General features: G+C 76.1%; 21 protein-coding genes and 1 riboswitch. Of the genes, 13 read left to right on the forward strand and 8 right to left on the reverse strand.

The window, feature by feature from the left end; all coding sequences use genetic code 11:
• Positions 1 to 322 precede the first annotated feature (322 nt).
• Positions 323 to 488: riboswitch (cyclic di-AMP (ydaO/yuaA leader) on the forward strand.
• A gap of 26 nt (positions 489 to 514) precedes the next feature.
• Complete coding sequence (locus tag RTG05_RS13175) at positions 515 to 1,075, forward strand: transglycosylase family protein (protein WP_315911861.1); 561 nt, start codon at positions 515 to 517, stop codon at positions 1,073 to 1,075.
• A gap of 146 nt (positions 1,076 to 1,221) precedes the next feature.
• On the opposite strand, the gene RTG05_RS13180 is transcribed toward RTG05_RS13175, so the two are convergent.
• From RTG05_RS13180 to RTG05_RS13190, 3 genes are read right to left on the reverse strand one after another with little or no spacing between them, the layout of a single operon-like run.
• Positions 1,222 to 2,454 (reverse strand): ABC transporter permease, encoded by a 1,233-nt coding sequence (locus RTG05_RS13180; protein WP_166529029.1) that lies wholly within the window; start codon positions 2,452 to 2,454, stop codon positions 1,222 to 1,224.
• Positions 2,451 to 3,170, reverse strand: coding sequence for an ABC transporter ATP-binding protein (locus RTG05_RS13185; protein ID WP_166529030.1), 720 nt, complete (start codon positions 3,168 to 3,170; stop codon positions 2,451 to 2,453). The genes RTG05_RS13180 and RTG05_RS13185 overlap by 4 nt, the downstream gene beginning before the upstream one ends.
• The gene (locus tag RTG05_RS13190; RefSeq protein ID WP_166529031.1) at positions 3,167 to 4,201 is read right to left on the reverse strand and encodes an efflux RND transporter periplasmic adaptor subunit; all 1,035 of its coding nucleotides are present in this window, start codon (positions 4,199 to 4,201) and stop codon (positions 3,167 to 3,169) included. The genes RTG05_RS13185 and RTG05_RS13190 overlap by 4 nt, the downstream gene beginning before the upstream one ends.
• Before the next feature lie 173 nt (positions 4,202 to 4,374).
• Here RTG05_RS13190 and treZ point away from each other — a divergent pair, with 173 nt between their 5' ends.
• From treZ to RTG05_RS13205, 3 genes are read left to right on the forward strand one after another with little or no spacing between them, the layout of a single operon-like run.
• Positions 4,375 to 6,129 (forward strand): malto-oligosyltrehalose trehalohydrolase, encoded by a 1,755-nt coding sequence (gene treZ / locus RTG05_RS13195; RefSeq protein WP_166529032.1) that lies wholly within the window; start codon positions 4,375 to 4,377, stop codon positions 6,127 to 6,129.
• 2 nt (positions 6,130 to 6,131) lie between these two features.
• Entirely contained in the window at positions 6,132 to 6,866 is a 735-nt protein-coding gene (locus tag RTG05_RS13200; RefSeq protein WP_166529033.1) for a dihydrofolate reductase family protein, read from the forward strand.
• A 41-nt stretch (positions 6,867 to 6,907) separates the two neighbouring features.
• Positions 6,908 to 7,837, forward strand: coding sequence for a GrpB family protein (locus RTG05_RS13205; RefSeq protein WP_208104936.1), 930 nt, complete (start codon positions 6,908 to 6,910; stop codon positions 7,835 to 7,837).
• On the opposite strand, the gene RTG05_RS13210 is transcribed toward RTG05_RS13205, so the two are convergent.
• On the reverse strand, positions 7,807 to 8,193 hold the full coding sequence (locus RTG05_RS13210) for a type II toxin-antitoxin system VapC family toxin (protein ID WP_166529034.1): 387 nt from the start codon (positions 8,191 to 8,193) through the stop codon (positions 7,807 to 7,809). The genes RTG05_RS13205 and RTG05_RS13210 overlap by 31 nt on opposite strands.
• On the reverse strand, positions 8,190 to 8,423 hold the full coding sequence (locus RTG05_RS13215) for a type II toxin-antitoxin system Phd/YefM family antitoxin (RefSeq protein ID WP_166529035.1): 234 nt from the start codon (positions 8,421 to 8,423) through the stop codon (positions 8,190 to 8,192). The genes RTG05_RS13210 and RTG05_RS13215 overlap by 4 nt, the downstream gene beginning before the upstream one ends.
• 87 nt (positions 8,424 to 8,510) lie before the next feature.
• Here RTG05_RS13215 and RTG05_RS13220 point away from each other — a divergent pair, with 87 nt between their 5' ends.
• The 4 genes from RTG05_RS13220 to RTG05_RS13235 all read left to right on the forward strand — a co-directional run bounded on the left by RTG05_RS13220 (position 8,511) and on the right by RTG05_RS13235 (position 12,914).
• Entirely contained in the window at positions 8,511 to 9,581 is a 1,071-nt protein-coding gene (locus tag RTG05_RS13220) for an ATP-dependent DNA ligase (RefSeq protein ID WP_166529036.1), read from the forward strand.
• A 65-nt stretch (positions 9,582 to 9,646) separates the two neighbouring features.
• The gene (locus RTG05_RS13225) at positions 9,647 to 11,209 is read left to right on the forward strand and encodes an alpha/beta hydrolase (protein ID WP_166529037.1); all 1,563 of its coding nucleotides are present in this window, start codon (positions 9,647 to 9,649) and stop codon (positions 11,207 to 11,209) included.
• A gap of 48 nt (positions 11,210 to 11,257) precedes the next feature.
• A complete protein-coding gene (locus RTG05_RS13230) occupies positions 11,258 to 12,325 on the forward strand; it encodes a DNA polymerase domain-containing protein (protein WP_166529038.1) in 1,068 nt (355 codons plus the stop codon).
• 52 nt (positions 12,326 to 12,377) lie between these two features.
• Positions 12,378 to 12,914 carry an ATP-binding protein gene (locus RTG05_RS13235; protein WP_166529039.1) on the forward strand — a complete coding sequence of 179 codons (537 nt, stop codon included), beginning with the start codon at positions 12,378 to 12,380 and terminating at the stop codon, positions 12,912 to 12,914.
• A 232-nt stretch (positions 12,915 to 13,146) separates the two neighbouring features.
• Here RTG05_RS13235 and serA read toward each other — a convergent pair whose 3' ends face one another.
• Positions 13,147 to 14,343 carry a phosphoglycerate dehydrogenase gene (gene serA / locus RTG05_RS13240; RefSeq protein WP_166529040.1) on the reverse strand — a complete coding sequence of 399 codons (1,197 nt, stop codon included), beginning with the start codon at positions 14,341 to 14,343 and terminating at the stop codon, positions 13,147 to 13,149.
• 370 nt (positions 14,344 to 14,713) lie between these two features.
• Here serA and RTG05_RS13245 point away from each other — a divergent pair, with 370 nt between their 5' ends.
• On the forward strand, positions 14,714 to 14,974 hold the full coding sequence (locus tag RTG05_RS13245) for a hypothetical protein (protein ID WP_166529041.1): 261 nt from the start codon (positions 14,714 to 14,716) through the stop codon (positions 14,972 to 14,974).
• A gap of 232 nt (positions 14,975 to 15,206) precedes the next feature.
• The gene (locus RTG05_RS13250; RefSeq protein WP_315911862.1) at positions 15,207 to 17,042 is read left to right on the forward strand and encodes a glycoside hydrolase family 15 protein; all 1,836 of its coding nucleotides are present in this window, start codon (positions 15,207 to 15,209) and stop codon (positions 17,040 to 17,042) included.
• 9 nt (positions 17,043 to 17,051) lie between these two features.
• Here RTG05_RS13250 and RTG05_RS13255 read toward each other — a convergent pair whose 3' ends face one another.
• Positions 17,052 to 18,002: an NADP-dependent oxidoreductase gene (locus RTG05_RS13255; protein WP_315911863.1), complete on the reverse strand. Its 951-nt coding sequence runs from the start codon at positions 18,000 to 18,002 to the stop codon at positions 17,052 to 17,054.
• 88 nt (positions 18,003 to 18,090) lie between these two features.
• On the opposite strand from RTG05_RS13255, the gene RTG05_RS13260 reads away from it, so the two are divergent.
• Positions 18,091 to 18,645, forward strand: coding sequence for a TetR/AcrR family transcriptional regulator (locus RTG05_RS13260; protein ID WP_166529043.1), 555 nt, complete (start codon positions 18,091 to 18,093; stop codon positions 18,643 to 18,645).
• 16 nt (positions 18,646 to 18,661) lie between these two features.
• Here the strand turns inward: RTG05_RS13260 and RTG05_RS13265 are convergent, their stop codons facing one another.
• Positions 18,662 to 19,483: a glucose 1-dehydrogenase gene (locus RTG05_RS13265; RefSeq protein WP_166529044.1), complete on the reverse strand. Its 822-nt coding sequence runs from the start codon at positions 19,481 to 19,483 to the stop codon at positions 18,662 to 18,664.
• Positions 19,484 to 19,649: 166 nt separating this feature from the next.
• Here RTG05_RS13265 and RTG05_RS13270 point away from each other — a divergent pair, with 166 nt between their 5' ends.
• Positions 19,650 to 20,366 (forward strand): RNA polymerase sigma factor, encoded by a 717-nt coding sequence (locus RTG05_RS13270; protein ID WP_166529045.1) that lies wholly within the window; start codon positions 19,650 to 19,652, stop codon positions 20,364 to 20,366.
• A 30-nt stretch (positions 20,367 to 20,396) separates the two neighbouring features.
• Entirely contained in the window at positions 20,397 to 21,071 is a 675-nt protein-coding gene (locus RTG05_RS13275; RefSeq protein WP_166529046.1) for a DM13 domain-containing protein, read from the forward strand.
• Positions 21,072 to 21,091 lie beyond the last annotated feature (20 nt).

Consider the following 21,091-nt stretch of genomic DNA (forward strand, 5'->3'; position numbering starts at 1 on the left):
ACGCCGGGACCCCCGCCCGGGGCCGACGGGCCGTCGGTCCGACCGCTCGGGCGCCCCGCGGCTCCCGTCGCGTGCCGTCCCCCCCGATCGGGACCGACGACCCGCGGCAGCCCGGTCACCGTGAGACGGACGTCACGGCGGCACGGGTGACACCCCGCCCGCGGTGACGTGACCTGCGGTTCCCTCCCCGGCCGGTCCGGTGACCGGCTACGGTCACCCCCGTTGCCCCTGGGACGCGGGGTGACCTCGCGTGATCCGGCCGTTACCTTGTTGCCGCACCCGGGATCAGAGTCCGGGTGCCGGAGCCGATCCGCCGAACCCCGTCCGTCGGCCGCCGTACCTCCTGCACAGCCAGGACGGGGGTGGGGGACCCATCTCGGCGCCCGGCCGCACCGGTCGCGCGCCTCGGGGTGAAGCCGTGCACGCACGGCCGGGGCACCGATCGCTCCGAACCCGACAGCTCACCTCGCAGGCGGCGGATCGGGAGTCCCCCATGCGCACGTCCTCTTCCCGCGTGCCCGCACGCGCCCTGCGCCGCGGCGCCGTCGTCCTCACCGGGGCGGCGGCCGTCACCGTCGGCGTCCTCACCGGCCCGGCCTCGGCCGCCGCCGCGAACGACTGGGACGCCGTCGCCCAGTGCGAGTCCAGCGGCAACTGGGCCATCAACACCGGCAACGGCTACTACGGCGGGCTGCAGTTCAGCGCCAGCACGTGGGCCGCCTTCGGTGGGCACGACTACGCCTCGAACGCCCACCTGGCGACCAAGGACCAGCAGATCGCCGTCGCCGAGCGCACGCTCGACGTCCAGGGCCCCGGCGCCTGGCCGAACTGCGGCAAGGCGCTGAACCCCTCGGTGCCCGAGGCGGGTGCGGCGCCCGCGGCCGCCCCGGCTCCCGCGCCGGCAGCCCCGGCCACCGGCGGCGCGACGTACACCGTCGTCTCCGGTGACACGCTCGGCCGGATCGCCGGGCAGCAGGGTGTGGCCGGCGGCTGGCAGGCCCTGTACGCGGCCAACGACGACCAGCTCGCCAGCCCGCACGTGATCCAGGTGGGTCAGGTCCTGCAGCTGCCGTGACCTGCCCCTGAGGCGCCGATCACGGCGCCGTGACCGGCTCCGGAGCCCATCCGGCGGTCACGGCGCCGTGATAAGGCGAGGTGCTGGAACGGCCCCGTCCAGGGGCCCGCCCTGAGCCTGCGAAGGGCGGGGAGGACGGGGTCCTGTCAGAAGCGGATGGCGTCGATGACCTTGGCGCGGACGGCGATCACCGCGGGCAGCAGGCCGGCCAGCGCGCCGACCGTGGTGGCCGCTACCAGCCCCTCCACCGCAGCGGCGACCGGGAAGCCGGGGGTGTCGGCCAGCGGGATCCCGCCGTTGAGCAGCGACTCCAGCGGCAGGCTGCGGACCAGCACGACCGACAGCGCCACCGCCGCGAGCCCGGCCAGGAACGTGGCGCAGACGCTCTCCAGCATGATCGCGGAGAAGATCCGCGACGAGGTGGCACCGAAGCTGCGCCGCACGCCGATCTCCCGGATCCGCTGGCGCACGGTCACCAGCCCGATGTTGAGCACGCCGAGCCCGCCGAGGACGAGCACCACGGTGCCCGCGCCGCGGATGGCCAGCCGCAGCAGGGCCAGGGTCTCCTCCAGCCCCTCGGAGTCCTGCCGGTAGGCGTCCACCTGGACGCCCAGCGCCAGGCCGAGGTCGTTGGACACCACCGACATCACCTCGTCGGCCTGCTCGGGCGGCACCCACAGCTCCAGCGTCGCCGGCCCGTAGTAGGCGGCCGACGGGTCGGTCGGGTCGGCAGCACCCCGGGCCGGCGCGTCCCACGGGCCGGCGGAGCGGTCCACCCGGTAGGCCAGGAGCTCCTCGCCGTACCCCTCGCGGACCACGCCGACGATCGCCGCCGTCACCGGGCGGGACCCGCCGATGACGACGGTCGGGCGGGTGGACAGGTCCGGGACGCCGAGCGCGGCCAGGAACGCCTCGTTGACGACGACGGCCGGCGCCAGGCTCTGCCGGTCGCCCTCGCGCAGCCAGCGGCCCTCGACCGGCTCGATGCGGTGCAGCGGACCGTAGGACGGCGAGACGCGCTGGGTCTGCACGGCCTGCGTGCCCCCGGGCAGCCGGAAGCGGGTCTCCTCGTAGGCGACGCTCGCCGTCCCGGTGATCCCGTAGCGCTCGGTGAGGTCGGCGACGGCGGTGTCCCACTCGGCGGCGTCCGGCGGCATCCCGGTCTGCGGGTCGTAGGCGGTGACGGCGATCGTCGCCGACCGGCCGCCGTAGCGCTCGCCCTGCTCCTGCTGCACCTGGGCGACGATGAGGCCCAGCGCGGTCACCGTGGTCATGGCGAAGACGGCGAGGAAGACGCCGACCAGGGAGAGCACCACACGGGCCTTGTGCACCCGCACCTCGCTCCACGCCTCGGCGAGCGTGGCCAGCAGCGGGGTCACGCGACGACCTCCCCGGCCGGCGCGGTCGCCTCGGCCAGCGGGGTCAGCCGCCCGGCGTCCAGCCGGTAGCGACGGTCGGCCAGCCGGGCGACGTTCAGGTCGTGGGTGATCGTGACCAGCGCGGCGCCGCCCGCCGCGGCGGACTCGGCCAGCAGCGCCATCACCTGGGCGCCGGTCTCCACGTCGAGGGCACCGGTCGGCTCGTCGGCCAGCACCACCCGCGGCGAGCGCACCAGCGCCCGGGCGATGGCCACCCGCTGCTGCTCGCCGCCGGACAGCCGCTCGGGGACCATGTCGGTGCGGGCGCCCAGCCCCACCCGGTCCAGCACCGCCCGCGCCGTGCGGCGCCGGTGCAGGACGTCGCGGCCGCGGGCGTAGAGCAGCGGGGCGGCGACGTTCTCCTCGGCGGTGCGCCGCGGCAGCAGGTTGAACTGCTGGAAGACGAAGCCGAACACCTCACCGCGCAGCCGGGCCCGGCGGCGGGCGCGCAACCGGTCGGTCGGCTCCCCGTCGAGCAGGTACTCCCCGCCGGTCGGGGTGTCCAGCAGGCCGAGGAGGTTGAGCAGGGTCGACTTGCCCGACCCGGAGCGGCCCACGATCGCGACGTGCTCGCCGGCGGCCACCTCCAGGTCCACCCCGGTCAGGATCGGCAGCACCCCGCCGTCGGGCAGTCCGACCTCGCGGCTGATCCCGCGCAGCGACAGCAGCGCGCTCATCCGTAGGGCCCGGCCATCCCGGGCTGCTCGACGGTGTCGTCCGGCACCGGCACGAACAGCAGCACCTCGTCGCCCTCGGCCAGACCCTCGCGGACCTCCACCTGCTCGCCGTCGGTGAGCCCCAGGACGACCGCCCGCTCCTGCTGCGCGCCGTCGGGGCCGACCACCCACACGTTGCCCTGCTGCACCGAGCCCTGCACCGCGGTCACCGGGACGACCAGCACGTCCTCGGCGAGGCCGGCGTCGACGACCACCGTGGCGGCCATGCCGGCGAAGACGGTGGTGCCGGCCGGCACGCGGCAGCGGGCGGTGGTGCCGGCCTGCCCCGTGCCCGGAGCGGCCGGGTCGGCGACGGCGGCGGCCGGGTCGTCGGCCGGGTCCGGCGCGGCGACCGGCGCGCCCAGCGTCAGCCCGGTGCACGGGAAGGGCGCCGGCCCGCCTTTCACCTCGACCTCCGCGGTGGACGGCGGGGCGAGCAGCCGGAACTGGTCGTCCTGGGTGAGCGTCGCGGTGACCGACAGCGTCCCCGGGGAGACCGTCGCCACCCGGTCGCCGACCGCGACGAGCTGGTCGACCAGCACGTCGACGGCGCCGACGGTGCCGGCCGCGGGCGCGGGGACGGTCGCCGTCCGCACCAGCGGCTCCCGCGGCGTGCTCGTCGGGTTGCCCTCGGCGTCGGTGCCGGTGACCGGCGCGCGCTCCTCCTCCCAGCGGACCTCGAGCACCGCGTCGCCCTCGGCCACCACGTCGCCGGGCTCGGCCAGCACCCGGCGGACCGTGCCGGCCTTCGTCGCCCGGACCGGCACCGCGGCGTCGGCGACCACCGTGCCCTGCACGGTGACGGTGTTGGCGACCGTCCCGCGCGCGACGGGGACGACCGGGGAGGAGAGGTCGACCGGGGGTGCGGCACCGGACACCGACGCGGTCTCCCCACCGCCCCCGCGGAAGGCCAGCACCACCAGGGCGGCGGCGATCACGGCCCACACCAGCAGCCGGAGCACCGGCAGGACGACGGTGCGGACGGTGCCCATGGCGCTCCCCGGGGTGGTGGGGCACCCCCGGCGCCCCGATCGCAGCGCACGGTAACGGCACCGCGTCGCACCGGATACCGAGTGGCGCGCGGCACGCCGGACACGCGCGGTTGGCGGCCTCCGGCGCGGGCATCTCCCCCGGGACACCCCGTCGGATCCCTGGAGGCCCCTGCATGTCCGCTGCCGTCGAGTTCGCCGTCTGGGCGCCCATCCCGGAACGGGTCCGGCTGCAGGTCGACGGCTCGGTGCACGACATGCGCCGGGACGACGGCGGCTGGTGGCGCGCCGAGGTCGAGGCCGGCCCCGAGGCCGACTACGCCTTCCTGCTCGGGGACGACGACAAGCCGTACCCCGACCCGCGGTCGCGCCGCCAGCCGGAGGGCGTGCACGGGCCCTCCCGCCGCCACGACCCGGCGTCCTACGCGTGGGGCGACCGCGCCTGGACCGGCCGCCCGCTGGCCGGCGGGGTGGTCTACGAGCTGCACGTCGGCACGTTCACCTCCGAGGGGACGCTGGACGCGGCGGTCGAGAAGCTGGACCACCTGGTCGAGCTCGGCGTGGACTTCGTCGAGCTGTTGCCGGTCAACGGCTTCGACGGCACGCACAACTGGGGCTACGACGGCGTCCTCTGGTACACGGTGCAGGAGACCTACGGCGGCCCGGCGGCCTACCAGCGCTTCGTCGACGCCTGCCACCAGCGTGGCCTGGGCGTCATCCAGGACGTCGTCTACAACCACCTGGGCCCGTCGGGGAACTACCTGCCGCTGTTCATGCCGGTCTTCGCCGAGGGTGGCGCGAACACCTGGGGCAGCTCGGTGAACCTGTCCGGCCCGGACTCCGACGAGGTGCGCCGCTACGTCATCGACAACGCGCTGATGTGGCTGCGCGACATGCACGTCGACGGGCTGCGGCTGGACGCCGTGCACGCGCTGGTCGACGAGCGGGCCACCCACGTGCTGGAGGAGATGGCCCAGGAGGTCGACCGGCTGTCAGTCGCCGTCGGCCGGCCGCTGACGCTGATCGCGGAGAGCGACCTCAACGACCCGCGCATGGTCACCCCGCGGGTGGCGCACGGCACCGGCATCCACGCCCAGTGGAGCGACGACTTCCACCACGCGCTGCACGCCACGCTGACCGGTGAGGGGCAGGGCTACTACCGCGACTTCGCCGAGGCCGGGATCGGCGCGGTGGCCAAGACGCTGACCGGCGCCTTCTTCCACGACGGCGCGTGGTCCAGCTTCCGCCGCCGGCACCACGGCCGGCCGGTGGACACCGCGCTGCTGCCCGGCTGGAAGTTCGTCGGCTACCTGCAGGACCACGACCAGATCGGCAACCGGGCGATCGGTGACCGCATCTCCGCGTCGCTGTCCCCCGGCCTGCTCGCAGTCGGCGCGACGCTGGTGCTGACCAGCCCGTTCACCCCGATGCTGTTCATGGGCGAGGAGTGGGGCGCCGCGACGCCGTGGCAGTTCTTCACCAGCCACACCGACCCGGAGATCGGGAGGGCCACCGCCGAGGGCCGCAAGGGCGAGTTCGCCGAGCACGGGTGGGACGCCGACGAGGTGCCCGACCCGCAGGACCCGGAGACCTTCCGGCGCTCGAAGCTGGACTGGGCGGAGCTGGGCAAGGAGCCGCACGCGGGGCTGCTCGGCGTCCACCGGGCCCTGCTCGCGCTGCGCCGGGCGCACCCCGACCTGGTCGACCCCGACCTGGCCGCGGTGCAGGTGGCCTGGGACGACGCCGACCGCTGGCTGGTGGTGCACCGCGGCGCCCTGCGGGTGGTGGCGAACCTGTCCGACCGGCCGCACGAGATCGACCTGGACCGCCCGGCCGGCGAGGTCCTGTTCGCCACCGGGGAGGTCCCGTCCGTCGAGGGCGCCACGGTGACCCTGCCCGCGGAGAGCGCGGCCGTGCTGACCGTGTCCTGACCGTGCGGCGGCTGCTGCCCGGGGTGGGCGGGGAGGGCACCGCCGACCTGGACGACACCGGTCTGGTCGAGGCCTACCGGCTGCCGCCCGGGCGGTCGCTGCGGGTCGACTTCGTCACCGCCCTCGACGGGTCGGTCACCGTCGGCGGGCGCAGCGGCGGCCTGGGCTCGCCGGGTGACCGGCGGGTGTTCCGCACGCTGCGGGCGCTGGCCGACGTGGTGCTGGTCGGGCACGGCACCGCGGCCGCGGAGGGCTACCGGCCGGTGGACGCCGACCCGTCGGTCGCCGGGCTGCGGACGGTGCTGGACCGGCCGGCGTCAGCCCCGGTCGCGGTGGTGTCCCGCCGGGCGTCGCTGGCTCCGGACGGGCGGCTCGCCGTCCCCTCGACGCTGCTGGTCACCTGCGCGGCCGCCGACCCCGACCGGCGGGCGGCGCTGGCGGCCGCCGGGGTGGGCGTGCTCGTCTGCGGGGACGACGACGTGGACCTGCCCGCCGCGCTGGACGCCCTGGCCGAGCGCGGGCTGGAACAGGTGCTGTGCGAGGGCGGACCGGCGCTGCTGTCCGCGGCACTGGCGGCCGGGGTGGTCGACGAGCTGGACCTCACGCTGGCCCCCGCCCTCGTCGGCAGTCCCGACCGGCTGCTCGCCGGGGCGCTCGCCGACGTCGTGCGCCCCCGTCTGGTCCAGCTGCTGGAGGAGGACGGCGTGCTGTTCACCCGGTACGCGGTCGACCGGTAGCCGGACCCGGCGCGGCGGCCGGCTCGTGCCAGGCTGGGCCGGTGCTGCGGGTCGGGGTGGTCGGGGTCGGGGACCACGCCGACGCGGTGACCGACGCGTTGCGGGGGCACGGGGTCGACGTCCGGCCCGCCGCCACCGGGCCGGTGGCACTCACCGTGGGCGTCGTCCGGGTCGGTGGGCCGGAGGTGCCGGCCGACGCCGTCCTCGTCGCCCCGGACCCGGCCGGCGCGGCCGCCGCGGCAACCGAGCTGTACCGGACCCGGCTGGCCCCGTGGGCGCAGTCCCTGGTGTCGACCAGCCCGGACGTGCCCACCCCGCCCCGGCTGCTCCCCCACGACCCCGGCTGGGTCGCGGTCGCCGACCGGCGCGGCGGTGCCCTGTGCGCGGCGCTGGCCGCCGCGGACCCGGCCGACCGGCTGGGCCTGCGGCGGGTCGACCACGTCGGGTCGACCGCGGTGCCCGGCCTGGCCGCCAAGCCCTTCCTGGACCTGCAGCTGACCGTCGACCGGCTGCCCGACGTCGCCTGGCTCGCCGCGGCGCTCGCCCCGCTGGGCTGGGTGCCGGCCTCGGGGGCCCGGCCCGACTCGCCGGGCGTCCACCGCGACCTGCCCGCCGGCCACGACACGGCATCGGCCGAGGTGTTCGCCAAGCGGCTGCTCGTCGCGCCGGACCCGGTGCGCCCGGCGATCCTGCACGTGCGGCTGACCGGCTCGCCGTTCGGCCGCCGCGTGGTCCGCTTCCGCGACCGGCTGCGCGCCGACCCTCAGCTGCGGCGGGACTACGAGCAGGTCAAGCGCCGGGCAGCGGCCGCGCACGCCGACGCCCGCGACTACGACGACTACACCCGTGACAAGGGGGCCTGGCTGGCCGGCGTCCACCCGCACACCGACACCTGGGCCGGCGGCGCCGACGACCCCTGGCCGCTCGATCGGGGCGCGGGTCAGCCCACCAGCCGGACGGCGTCGCCGTAGCCGAGCAGCCGGCGGTCCGCGGTGAGCAGCACGGCTCCCTCGGCCACGGCCTGCGCGACGAGGAGCCGGTCGAACGGGTCGCGGTGGACGTCGGGCAGGTGCTCCACCGCCGCAGCGTGCTCCGCGCTGACCGGCAGGAGGTCGAGTGCGAGCTCGCTGGTCACCCGCCGGCTCCAGGTGCGGACGTCCGACCTGAGCCGCAGCTTGCCGAGGCCCTGCTCGATCGCCAGCTCCCAGACGCACACCGCGGAGAGCAACCGCTGGTCGGCATCGAGGACCAGTTGCCTGGCCGTACCCAGCCGGGCCGACTGGTGGCTGGCCCAGACGACGACGTGGGTGTCGAGGAGGACCTTCACTCCTCGCCCTCGAACGCCCGCTGCAGGTCCTCGGGCAGGTCGTCGAAGTCGTCGGCGATCCACACGTTGCCGCGGTCGAAGTCGAAGTGGGGCACCCGTCGCGCCGGACCCACCAGCCGGGCGACCACCTTCCCGCGGTTGGTGATCTCGACCTCCTCCCCTGCCGCCACCTGCTCGAGCAGCCGGGACAGGTGCGTCTTCGCCTCGTGCACACCGACGGACCTGGTCATGTGACTTAGTCTACTCAAGGACCTCGACCTGGGGACGGTCGTGGCCGGTGCGCCCCGGTCGTCGTCCGCGGCTGCTTCACTGCGCGCATGGACCTGCCGCTGCTGCCGCCGGTGAAGCCGATGCTGGCCAAGGCCGTGACCACGGTGCCGGTCGCCGAGGGCACCTACTACGAGCCGAAGTGGGACGGCTTCCGCTGCGTCGTCTTCCGGGACGGCGACGAGGTGGAGCTGGGCAGCCGCAACGAGCGCCCGCTCACCCGCTACTTCCCCGAGGTGGTCGAGGCGGTCAAGGCCGCGCTGCCCGAGCGGTGCGTGGTCGACGGCGAGATCGTCGTCCCCCGGGACGACCGGCTGCACTTCGAGTCGCTGCTGCAGCGCATCCACCCCGCGAAGTCGCGGATCGACCTGCTCGCCGAGCAGACGCCGGCGTCCTTCGTCGCCTTCGACCTGCTGGCCCTCGGCGACGAGTCGCTGCTGGAGACGCCGTTCGCGCAGCGGCGGGCCCGGCTGGAGCAGGTCGTGACCGGCACGGACTCGGTGCACCTCACCGCGATCACCCGGGACCCGGACACCGCGCGGCGCTGGTTCGAGCAGTTCGAGGGCGCCGGGCTGGACGGCATCGTGGCCAAGGCCGCCGACCTGCCCTACGGCCCCGATCAGCGGCTGATGACCAAGGTCAAGCACGTGCGGACGGCGGACTGCGTGGTCGCCGGCTTCCGCTGGCACAAGAGCGGGCCGGTGGTCGGCTCGCTGCTGCTGGGGCTGTACGACGACTCCGGGGACCTGCAGCACATCGGCGTCGCGGCGTCCTTCCCGATGGCCCGCCGCGCCGAGCTGGTCGAGGAGCTGGCGCCCTACCGCGCCGAGGCGCTGGAGACCCACCCCTGGCGGGAGTGGGCCAACGCGGAGCTGCAGGCCGACGGGGAGCACCGGATGCCGGGCGCGCAGAGCCGCTGGAACGCCAAGAAGGACCTGTCCTGGGTGCCGCTGCGCCCGGAGCTGGTGGTCGAGGTGAAGTACGACCAGCTGGAGGGACGGCGGCTGCGGCACACCGGCCACTTCCTGCGCTGGCGCCCGGACCGGGAGGCGCGCAGCTGCACCTACGACCAGCTGGAGGTGCCGGTGCGCTACGACCTGGCGGAGGTCCTCGCCGGTTGAGGGCTCCGTCACCTGACCGGGTGAGTGCCTGCACCGCCCCGGTGCGACTCATACCCTCGTGACCCATGCGCCTGTCCCGCGGTCTGCTCGCCGCCGCCTCCGGCCTGCTCGTCGCCGTCGCCGGCTGCACCTCCCCCGCGACGGAGGACACGACGGCCGCGTCGTCCGCCCCGGCCTCCTCGGCACCGGCCGAGCCGGTGGCCGCGGAGATCGCCTGGCGCGACTGCGACGCGGAGATCTCCCAGTTCGTGGCCGGTGCCCCGGGCAGCGAGCGGGACCTGGCCTTCGAGTGCGGCCGCACCGAGGTGCCGATCAGCTACGACGAGCCGCAGGGCGAGACGCTGCCGCTGTTCCTGGTGCGGGCGCGGCTGGCCGGGCAGACCGACCGCGTCGGCTCGCTGCTGGTCAACCCCGGCGGGCCGGGCGGCTCCGGCGCCGACGCCGGTGTCGGGCTGGCGCTCTCGCTGCCCGAGGACGTGCTGCGCCGCTTCGACGTGGTCGGCTTCGACCCGCGCGGCGTGGGCGCCTCGACGCCGGTCGAGTGCGTCCCGGCCGAGCTCAAGGACCGCGTCATCGCCGCCGAGCCGCGGCCGACCACCCCCGAGCAGGTGGACGAGGCGTTCGCGCTGACCCGGGAGGTCGCCGCGGGCTGCGCCGAGGAGTACGGCGAGGCGCTGGGCACCTTCAGCACCGTGGACACCGCCCGCGACATGGACCTGCTGCGCCAGTCACTGGGTGACGAGCAGCTGACCTACCTCGGCTACTCCTACGGCACCACGCTGGGCTCCACCTACGCCGAGCTGTTCCCCGACCGGGTGCGGGCCCTGGTGCTCGACGCCGCCGTCGACCCCGACGACGACCCGCGCGGCGAGGCCGAGGCGCAGGCCGCCGCGCTGGAGGCCAGCTTCGACGCCTACGCGGCCGACTGCGTCGCCCTGGTCTCGGGGTGCCCGCTCGGCCCCGAGCCGCGCCGCGCCCTCGAGGAGCTGCTGGCCCGGGCCGCGACCGCCCCGATCCCCAGCGCGCTGCCCGGCGAGACCCGCCAGGCCACCCCGGGCGTGGTGCTGTACGCCGTCCTGGCCGCGCAGTACGACACCAGCACCTGGCCCCAGCTCACCCAGGCCCTCACCGCCGCCCGCGACGGCGACTCCCAGGGCCTGTTCGCGCTGGCCGACCCCCTGTCCGGCCGGCTCCCGGACGGCTCCTACACCAACCTGGTCGACGCCAACCTGGCCATCACCTGCGCGGACACCGACCCGGCGACGGCGGTGCCGGAGGAGGAGGTCCGCACCCTGGCCGCCGAGTGGGGGCAGCGCTACCCGCTGTTCGGTGCCGGCTCGGCCGTGGGGCTGCACACCTGCACGGTGTGGGAGGCCGAGCGGACCCCGGTCCCGGAGCGGGACGCCGAGGGCTCGGCGCCGGTGCTCGTCATCGGCAACGCCGGCGACCCGGTGACCCCACTGTCCGGTGCGGTGGACATGGCCGAGGACCTCACCTCCGGCGTCCTGCTGACCTGGGAGGGCCGGGGGCACACCGCCTACCCGAAGACCGAGTGCGTCACCGCGGCGGTCAACACCTACCTGATCGAGTTGGCCGTGCCGCAGGACGGGCTGACGTGCCCGGCCTGACCGCCCTAGGGTGCGCCGGGTGATCACTCCCGCGGGGTCCAGCCGGTGATGGCGGCGGCCAAGGACGCCGTCCTGCTGCAGGTCGACGGGCACGAGGTGCGCGTCTCCAGCCCGGAGAAGCCGTACTTCGCCGAACGCGGGATCCGCAAGATCGACGTCGTCGAGTACTTCATCGCCGTCGGCGGCGGGATCCTGCACGCGCTGCGCGACCGGCCCACGACGCTGGAGCGCTGGCCGGGCGGGGTGTTCGAGGGCGCGCGGCTGTCGACCCGGTTGGACAACACCGGCGACGCCTTCTACCAGAAGCGGGTGCCCAAGAACGCGCCCGACTGGGTGCCGACGGCGCACATCACCTTCCCCAGCGGGCGGACGGCCGACGAGATCGCGCCGGACTCCGTCGCCGTCGTCGCCTGGTGCGCGAACCTGGGCACGCTGACCTTCCACCCGTGGCCGGTGTCCAAGGCCGACGTCGAGCAGCCCGACCAGATCCGCATCGACCTCGACCCGCAGCCGGGCACCGACTTCTCCGACGCCGTGTGGGTCGCGCCGCACGTGCGCGAGCTGCTCGCCGAGTTCGGCATGCGGGGCTGGCCGAAGACCTCCGGCGGACGCGGGGTGCACGTCTACGTGCCCATCCAGCCGCGCTGGACCTTCCCCGAGGTGCGTCGCGCGGTGATCGCCTTCGGCCGGGAGCTGGAACGGCGGATCCCCGACCGGGTGACCATGTCGTGGTGGAAGGAGGAACGCGGCGAGAAGATCTTCATCGACTACAACCAGATGGCCCGGGACCGCACCATCGCCTCCGCGTACTCCATCCGGCCCCGGCCGCACGCGCCGGTGTCCGCGCCGGTCGACTGGGACGAGCTGCCCGACGTGCACCCGACGGACTTCGACGTGCTCACCATGCCGGCGCGGTTCCGCGAGGTCGGCGACAAGCACGCGGGCCTGTCCGACCACGCGTTCGGCATCGAGCCGCTGCTGGAGCTGGCCGAGCGCCAGACCCGGGACGCCGGCCTGGGCGACCTGCCCTACCCGCCGGACTACCCGAAGATGCCGGGCGAGCCGATGCGCGTCCAGCCCAGCCGCGCCCGCCGTCCAGCCGGCGAGGGCGCCTGACCAGCTCGACCTGCCGGCGTCCCCCGGCTGGCCGCTCGGACCTGGAGGGCTGATGACGCGACCGACGCTGTTCCTGACCGTGGGCCTGCCCGGCACGGGGAAGACCACAGAGGCACGGCGTGTGGAGGTCGAGGAGCAGGCCCTCCGTCTCACGAAGGACGAGTGGGTGAAGGCCCTCTACGGGCTCGCGAACCCGTCGTCGGCCTCCGACGTGATCGAGGGGCGGCTCATCGACATCGGGCTGCGCGCCCTCGAACTGGGCATCGACGTCGTCGTCGACTTCGGCCTGTGGAGCAGGGACGAGCGCTCCGCCCTGCGGCGAGCGGCCGCCGACCTCGGTGTGGCGGTCGAGATGCGCTACCTCGCACTCGAGCCGGCCGAACAGCGGAGACGACTCGACCAGCGCCAGGCCGAGGAGCCGCACTCCACGTGGCACGTCTCCGACGAGGAACTCGGGACGTGGGCCGCCGCCTTCAGCGTCCCGACGCCCGGGGAACTCGACGGCAGTGAACCGATCGACGACCCGCCGGCAGGGTTCGCGGACTGGACCGCCTGGCGCAGGCACCGCTGGCCGCCATCGGTCTCCTGACGCCAGGACCTCAGGGGGTGACCTCGCTGGTGACGACGACCCGGCCCTCGTCGGACACACCACCACGCTCCGGCCGAAGGTCAACCCGTCCCATCGGAGGATCCGCAGCGGGACGTGGCGCCCCCCGGGGGGCATCTCCGGCACACGTCACCCCGGTGTCGGGTACCGCGGTCAGACGATGGGTGACGGGGACTCCACCGCGCCCCCAGGACGACGGGCGTCCTCGGAGACGTCAGGGGAAGGTCGTCAGGCGGACGGTCTCGGGCAGCGCCTCGAGCGCGACCAGCAGGGCCGGCGGCAGGGGGGCGTTGACGTCGGTGACGACGTAGCCGAGCTCGCCGCGGGTGGCCAGCACCTGGCCGTCCACGTTGAGCCCGTGCTCGCCGACCAGCGCATCGGCCCGGGCCAGCACGCCGGGCACGTTGCGGTGCAGCAGCGCGAACCGCGCCGCCGAGGAGCCGTGCAGGGCCACCGCGGGCAGGTTCACGCTCAGCGTGGTCGTCCCGGTGCGGGTGTAGTCGACGAGCTTGCCGGCGACGAAGCGGCCGATGTCGTACTGCGCCTCCTGGGTCGACCCGCCGATGTGCGGGGTGAGGATGACGTTGGGCAGTCCGCGCAGCACGGAGGAGAACTCGTCGCCCTGCTCGCGGGGCTCGTCGGGGAACACGTCGACCGCCGCGCCGGCGATGTGGCCGCTCAGGACGTGCTCGCGCAGCGCCTCGTGGTCGACGACGAACCCGCGGGAGAGGTTGAGGAACAGGCTGCGCGGGCGCATCCGGGCGAACTGCTCGGCGCCGAACAGCCCGGCGTTGCCGGCGCGCCCGTCGACGTGCAGCGTCACGGTCTCCGCGCGCTCCAGCAGCTCCTCCAGGCTGCCGCAGGCCTGGGCGTTGCCCAGGGCGAGCTTGTCCTCCAGGTCGTGGAACAGCACCCGCATGCCCAGGGCCTCGGCCAGCACCGACAGCTGGCTGCCGATGTTGCCGTAGCCGACGATGCCCAGCGTCCGCCCCCGGATCTCGTGGCTCCCGGTCGCCGACTTGTCCCACACCCCGGCGTGCAGCGCGCGGTCCCGGTCCATCAGCCGCCGGGCCAGGCTGATGATCTCCGCGATCGCCAGCTCGACCACGCTGCGGGTGTTGGAGTACGGCGCGTTGAACACCGCCACCCCGGCCGCGGCCGCCCCGGCGAGGTCGACCTGGTTGGTGCCGATGCAGAAGGCGCCCACCGCCGCCAGCGCCGGGTGCCGCTGCAGGACCGCGGCGCTCACCTGCGTCTTCGACCGGATGCCCAGCACCCGGACGCCGTCCAGCGCGGCGTCCAGGTCGTCCTCGTCGAGTGCACCCCGCACCGACTCGACCTCGTAGCCGGCCGCGGACAGCAGCTGCACCGCCACCGGGTCGACGTTCTCCAGCAGCAGGGCTCGGGGCATGTCGGACGGGTCCCTTCGGGTCACGGTGGCCGGCCGGGCCGGCGTCGGCCCGGACGACGTGGGTGGCGCCGGCGACCCCGGGTGGAGGGCCGTGTCGGGACGACCCGTCCCCCGACGGGGTCACTCCGGCGTCACGTCGGCGTCCACGCTGGCATGCCCGCCAGGACGGTGTACCGGCGGGGTCCGACCAGCTGCCCGGCACCAGCCCGCACCTCGCCGGCCCACCGGCCACCCGGTCGCGCCGTGACCCCGGTCGGCCGCGGATCGGGAACACCGAGCGCAGGAAGTGCGTTTCCTGATTTGCAGAGCAGTGTCGTGGTCACCGATCGGCCGCCGGTCCCGGCGGCCGGTGGACGAGGGAGTGGTCCGCGTGTCCGAGTTCCCCATCTGGTTGGCCCTGGGCCTGTGGGCCGTCGCCGTCGCACTGCGGGTGCACCCCGGGACACACCGCTGGGCGCCCCGCGGCATCGCCGGCGGGTGGGCCGCGCGGTACGCCGGTCCGTCACCGGCCGCCGTCACCCGCACCCCCACCCTCCCGGTCCCCCGGGACGGTGCCGACGCGGACACGCCGCCGCCGGCCGACGTCCCCCTCGTGTCGCCCGGGACACCGGGACCCGCGACGCGGGTGTGACGGGCGGCGGCCCCCGTCGGACGACGGGGCGCGACCGCCCGCGACGACGCTGACGGAGCGCCGCCCGCTCGGCGCGGCCGCGGGCGATCGCGTGGTGGGCGCACGTGGCCGGCGCGCCGCTGCTCGGGCTCGCCGGCGACACGGTCAGCCGAGCTCGACTGACCGGGCGCCCCGCGTAACGGCGGGTCCCCCGGTGGTACTGCAGCAGGACCGCCGACCCCCGGGAGGACCCGTGAGCTCCACCGCGATCGCCGACCACGCCTTCCTCTCCGACCGGCACTCCTGCGCGCTGGTCGACCGCGCCGGGTCCGTCGTCTGGCTGTGCTTCCCGCGCTTCGACGGGCCGGCGGTGTTCGCCGCGCTCCTGGACGACGACGCCGGCCACTGGTCGGTGGCGCCGGAGGCGCCGTGGACGTCGACCCGCCGCTACGCCGGGCGCTCGCTCGCCCTGGAGACGACCTTCCGGACGGCGGACGGCGAGGTGGTGCTCACCGACGCGCTGGGCCTGGGCCCGGACGACCAGGGGCACCGGCTGGGCGTCGACGTCCCCCACGTCCTGGTGCGCCGGCTGGCCTGCACCTCCGGGGAGGTCGACGTGCTGGTCGACTACCGGCCGCGGCCGGAGTACGGGCTGGTCGTGCCGCTGCTGTCCCGCGTGGAGGGCGGGGTCGCCGCGCGGGGCGGGGCGGACTGGCTGGTCCTCACGCTGCCCGGCCAGGTCGTGCTGGCCGACGGGCGGGCCCGGGCCCGGCTGCGCCTGCGGGCGGGGGACGTCGTCCACCTCGGGCTGCAGCGCAGCACGCTGGGCAGCGCCGTCCCGGCGCACGTGTGGACCCAGCCGCGGCTGGCCGGACTGCTCGACCGCACCCTGGCGGCGTGGGAGTCCTGGTCGGACCTGCACCAGACCTACACCGGGCCGTGGGCGGACCTGGTGCAGCTCAGCGGCCGGGTGCTGCAGGGGCTGTCCTACCAGCCCAGCGGGGCGATCGTCGCCGCGGGCACCACCTCGCTGCCGGAGGCCGTCAGGGGCGAGCGGAACTGGGACTACCGCTACACCTGGGTGCGGGACGCGAGCTTCACGATGGAGGCGCTGTGGGTCGCCGCCTGCCCGGACGAGGCGGCGGACTTCTTCTCCTTCATGACGACCGCGGGGGCCGGGGGCATCGGCCCGGCCACCTCCCTGCAGATCGTGTTCGGCGTCGGCGGGGAGCACGACCTGTCCGAGCGCGCCCTGGGCCACCTGCGGGGGTGGCGCGACAGCCGGCCGGTGCGGGTGGGCAACGGCGCCTGGGACCAGCGGCAGGTCGACGTCTACGGGGAGCTGCTGGGCGCCGCCGCCCGGCTGGCCGACCAGCTGCCCGACCTCGACGAGGAGACCCGCGGCTTCCTCGCCGCCTGCGCCGACACCGCCGCCGCCCGCTGGCGGGACCCCGACCAGGGCATCTGGGAGGTGCGCGGGCAGCCGCGGCACTTCGTCTACTCCAAGGTCATGTGCTGGGTCGCGCTGGACCGGGCGATCACGCTGGCCCCCCGGTTGGGCTGGGAGGACCGGGTCGAGGACTGGGTGAAGGCACGCGGGGAGATTTCCGACGCCGTCCTGGAGCAGGGGTGGGACGAGCGGGCCGGCGCGTTCACCCAGTCCTTCGGGTCCACCGCGCTGGACGCCTCGGTGCTGGTGCTGCCCATCGTGGGGTTCCTGCCCGCCGACGACCCGCGGGTGCTGGCCACGATCGACGCCGTCGCCGAGCGGCTGACCGACGACCGCGGGCTGGTCTACCGCTACCGCACCGGGGACGGCGTCGACGGCCTGCCCGGGGACGAGGGCACCTTCCTGCTGTGCACCTTCTGGCTGGCCCAGGCGCTCGCGCTGACCGGGCAGGTGGACCGCGCCCGGGCGGTGTTCGAGCGGGCGGCGGCCTTCGCCAGCGACCTCGGGCTGCTCGCCGAGGAGGTCGACCCGGGCACCGGGGAGCTGCTGGGCAACCTGCCGCAGGCGTTCAGCCACATCGGCCTGGTGAACGCGGCGTGGGCCATCGACCAGGCGCAGCGCGGTCGGCGGCCGGACTGACCGGCGCGCTCAGCGGACCGCCACCACCGTCTTCCACCCGTGGCCCGGGCGGCCCAGGCCGCGCACCGCCGGCACCGCGTCGGCGAAGGGGACGACGTCCACCGGCGGGATCCGCAGCCGGCCGGCCTCGACGTCGCGGGCCAGGCGGTCCAGCCGCCGCCCGTCGGGCTCGACCACGACGAACGAGCCGCCGGCCCCGGGCCCCAGCACCGCCTGCGGGGGCTGCACGCTGGACACCACCGCGCCGCCCGGCGCCAGCACCGCGCCCGCCGCGGCCAGCGCCGGGCCGCCGACCAGGTCGACCACCGCGTCCACCCGCCCCGCGGGGAGCACCCCGGCCAGCTCCCCGGCCAGGGGGCGGTCCCGGTCGAGGGCGACCGCGGCGCCGTGCTCGCGCAGCCGCGCGTGCCGGTCGGCGGCGTCCACCCCGACCACCGTGGCCCCCCGGCGCGTCAGCAGCTGGGTGACGAACACACCCACCCCGCCACCGGCGCCGAGCACGAGCACCGCCCCGCCGGCCCGTCCGCCCAGCGCCTCCACCAGCTGGTCGGCCATGAGCCCGGCCAGGGGCAGCGCCGCCGCCCGGACCGGCTCGACCCCGGCCGGCGCGCGGGCGAGCACCCCCGCCGGGACGACGGCGGACTCCGCCAGCGCCCCGGTGGCGATCGGCGTGGACCGCACGAAGCCGACCACCTCCTCCCCCGGCGCCCACCCGGTGCCCTCCCCGGTCGCGTCGACCACGCCGGCGAGGTCCCAGCCGAGCACCACCGGGAACCGGTGCGGCACCACCCCGTCCAGGGCTCCGCCGGGCACCTTCAGGTCGGTCGGGTTGAGCCCGGCGGCCCGCACCGTCACCCGCACCTCGCCGGGTCCCGGCCGCCGGACCGGCAGCTCGAGCTCCTCGATGACCTCCGGACCGCCGAACCGGCGGAACCCGACCGCGCGCACGACCTCTTCCATCGTCTCCTCCCCGAGTCCTACCGGAGGTACCCTCCGGACACGACCGATGATCGGAGGGTGCCTCCGTTTCGTCAAGGAGGGAACCGCGGTGCCCCGCAGCGACGCCCTGCGCAACCGTCGGCGGCTGCTCGAGGCCGCCCGCGACCTGGTCGCCCGGTCGGGCCCGGGCGTGGGCCTGGAGGCCGTCGCGGCGCGCGCCGGCGTGGGCATCGGCACGCTGTACCGCCACTTCCCCGACCGGGCCGCGCTGCTGGCCGCGCTGGTCGCCGACCGGCTGGCCGACACCGCCGACCGGCTGGCCGCGACCGCCGGCGACGAGGACCCCGCGTGGGCGCTGCGGGCCACCGTCCGCGAGTTCGCCCGGGTGCAGGTCGCCGACGCCGCGCTGGCGCACGTGGTGCGCAGCGCCCCGGCCGGCCCCGACGCCGGCGCGGCGCGGGCGGCGATCGGCGCGCGGCTCGACGAGGTGTGCCGGCGGGCCCGGGACGCCGGCGTGCTGCGTCCGGGCATCGACGGCGCCGACCTGCACCGGCTGGTCTGCGGCCTGGCGACCGCCGCGGAGGCCGCCGGGACCGGGGCGGCGGCGGCCGTCGACCGCTACGTCGACGTGCTCCTCGACGGCCTGGCACCCGCCGGGCGCTGAGCGGGACCCGCCGGGCTCACTCCGACGACCAGGTCGTCTCGAACGAGGGGTACAGCGTCAGCCCGCCGTCGACGTAGAGCGTCTGCCCGGTGACGTAGGCCGCCTCGTCGGACAGCAGGAACGCCGCGGCGGCGGCCATCTCGCCGCTCTCACCGGCCCGGCGCATCGGGATGTGCCGCTCGACGGCGGCCCGCCGGACCGGGTCGTCGACCCAGGAGCGGTTGATCGGGGTGACCGTCGCCCCCGGTCCCAGCCCGTTGACCCGGATGCCGCGTGCGGCGTACTCCAGCGCCAGCGTCGTCGTCAGGTTGGCCATCCCGCCCTTGCTCACGCTGTAGCCGAGGAAGCGGGGCTTGGGGACGACCTGGTGCACGCTGCTGACGTTGAGCACCGCTCCCCCGCCCGCGGACAGGAAGTGCCGCACCGCCTGCTGGGCGCACAGGAACGCCCCCCGCAGGTTGACCCCGAGCACCCGGTCGAAGTCGGCGACGTCGAGCGCCTCGGTGTCGGCGGCCACCTGGATGCCGGCGTTGTTCACCAGTGCGTCCAGCCGCCCGAAGTGCTCCACGACGCGCGCGGTCATCGCCGCCACCTGCGCGGCGTCGGAGACGTCGGCCCGCACGAGCAGCGCCTCGCTCCCCGCCGCGCGGACGGCGTCGACGCACTCGCGCACCGCCTGCTCGACCAGGTCGGCCGTCTCCCGGGCGGACTCGGCGGGCCCGACGTGGTTCACCGCCACCCGCGCGCCCTCCCGGGCCAGCCGCACGGCGATCGCCTGGCCGATCCCGGACGAACCGCCGGTCACCAGGACCACCCGGCCGTCGAACCGGCCGCTCACGCGTCGCCTCGCAGCCGGGCGCGCCCGGCACCGGTCGTCGTGGGTGCCACGGCTGTCCAGTGCGCCGACCTCGCCCGGCGTTACGCGCGCCACCGGCCGGGGCGGCACGAGGAGTTCACCGTCGACCGGCTGACGCGGCCCCGGGTGCGTGGTTCACTGCGCCGTCATGGAGGTGCCCCTCGCGGACGGCGGCGCCCGCCTCCCGGCGCCCCGGGCCGGGCAGCCGCCCCGGCCGGCCGAGGACCCGGTGGTCGCGGCGCTGCTGGCCGGCGACGAGGCGCTGTTCGCCCGGCTGGTGACCTCCTGGTCGGCCGCCATGCTGCGCCTGGCCCGCGCGCACGTGTCCACCGACGCCTCCGCACAGGAGGTGGTGCAGGAGACGTGGCTGGCGGTGCTGCGCGGGCTGCCCGGCTTCGAGGGCCGCTCGACGCTGCGCACCTGGGTCTTCCGGATCCTGGTCCACACGGCCACGGCGCGCGGGGTGCGGGAGAGCCGCGTCACCCCGGTCGGCGACCTCACCGACGAGCCCGGCGGCGCGACCGTCGACCCCGCCCGCTTCCGCGGCCCCGGCGACCGCTGGCACCGGCACTGGACGCCGGCCGGCCAGCCGCGGCCGTGGGACGGCGACCCGGCGCAGGGAGCACTGCGTGCGGAGGTGCGGGCGCTGCTGGAGGCGGCGCTGGACGCCCTGCCGCCGCGGCAGCGGACGGTGGTGGTGATGCGGGACGTCGAGGGCTTCACCGCCGCGGAGGTGCGCGAGGTGCTGGGCCTGACCGCGGCGAACCAGCGGGTGCTGCTGCACCGCGGGCGGGCGCGGGTCCGGGCGGCGCTGGAGGTCTACCACCGGGGGCACCGGGACGACGAGCCGCGCGGCGACGTGTAACGCCGCGGCACGTCCCGCACACGGCAGGGGGTGAGGTCCCGTCGGCTCCTGCCGCTCGCCGTCGCCGCGGCCGTGCTCGCCCTGCTGGTGCTCTCGCCGGTGGAGCTGTCCGCCCTGGTCCCCCGGACGGCCACCGGGGTGCTGACCGTGCTCGCCCTGGTGGTCGCCGTGCTCGTCTGGAGCAGGCTGGTCGTCCCCCGGCTCACCCGCCGGCGGGCGGTGCGCGGGACGCTGCGCCTGCTGCCGGTGCTCGCCCTGCTGGCCGTGCTGCTCGTCCCGGCCCTGGTCGACCGCGAGGTCGACGAGGGGCTGCTGGAGGGTGTGCCGGTCGCCGTCCCGATGGCCGGCGGGACCGGTCCGTCGGCGTCCCCGGCGCCGCCGGCGCCCGAGCGGCTCGGCGCGGGGCCGGTGCGGGGGGTCGGGCACCGGGCCAGTGGCGAGGCGGTGCTCTACCGCGCGGGAGGGACGACGTTCGTCCGGCTGCAGGACCTCGACGTGCAGGGCGCGGTCGACGTCGTCGTGTACCTCGTCCCCGGCGCCGACCAGACCGACCCCGAGGGCGGCGTGGACCTCGGCGCGCTCAAGGGCACCCGGGGCAGCGCCAACCACGTCCTGCCCCCGGGCGTGGACCCGGCCGACCACGGCGCGGTGCTGCTGTGGTGCCGGGCGTTCAGCACCCCCATCGCCGTCGCGACGCTGGTGTGACGCCGGCCGTGTAACGCCGG

The organism is Geodermatophilus sp. DSM 44513, from assembly GCF_032460525.1.
Classification (GTDB): Bacteria; Actinomycetota; Actinomycetes; order Mycobacteriales; family Geodermatophilaceae; genus Geodermatophilus.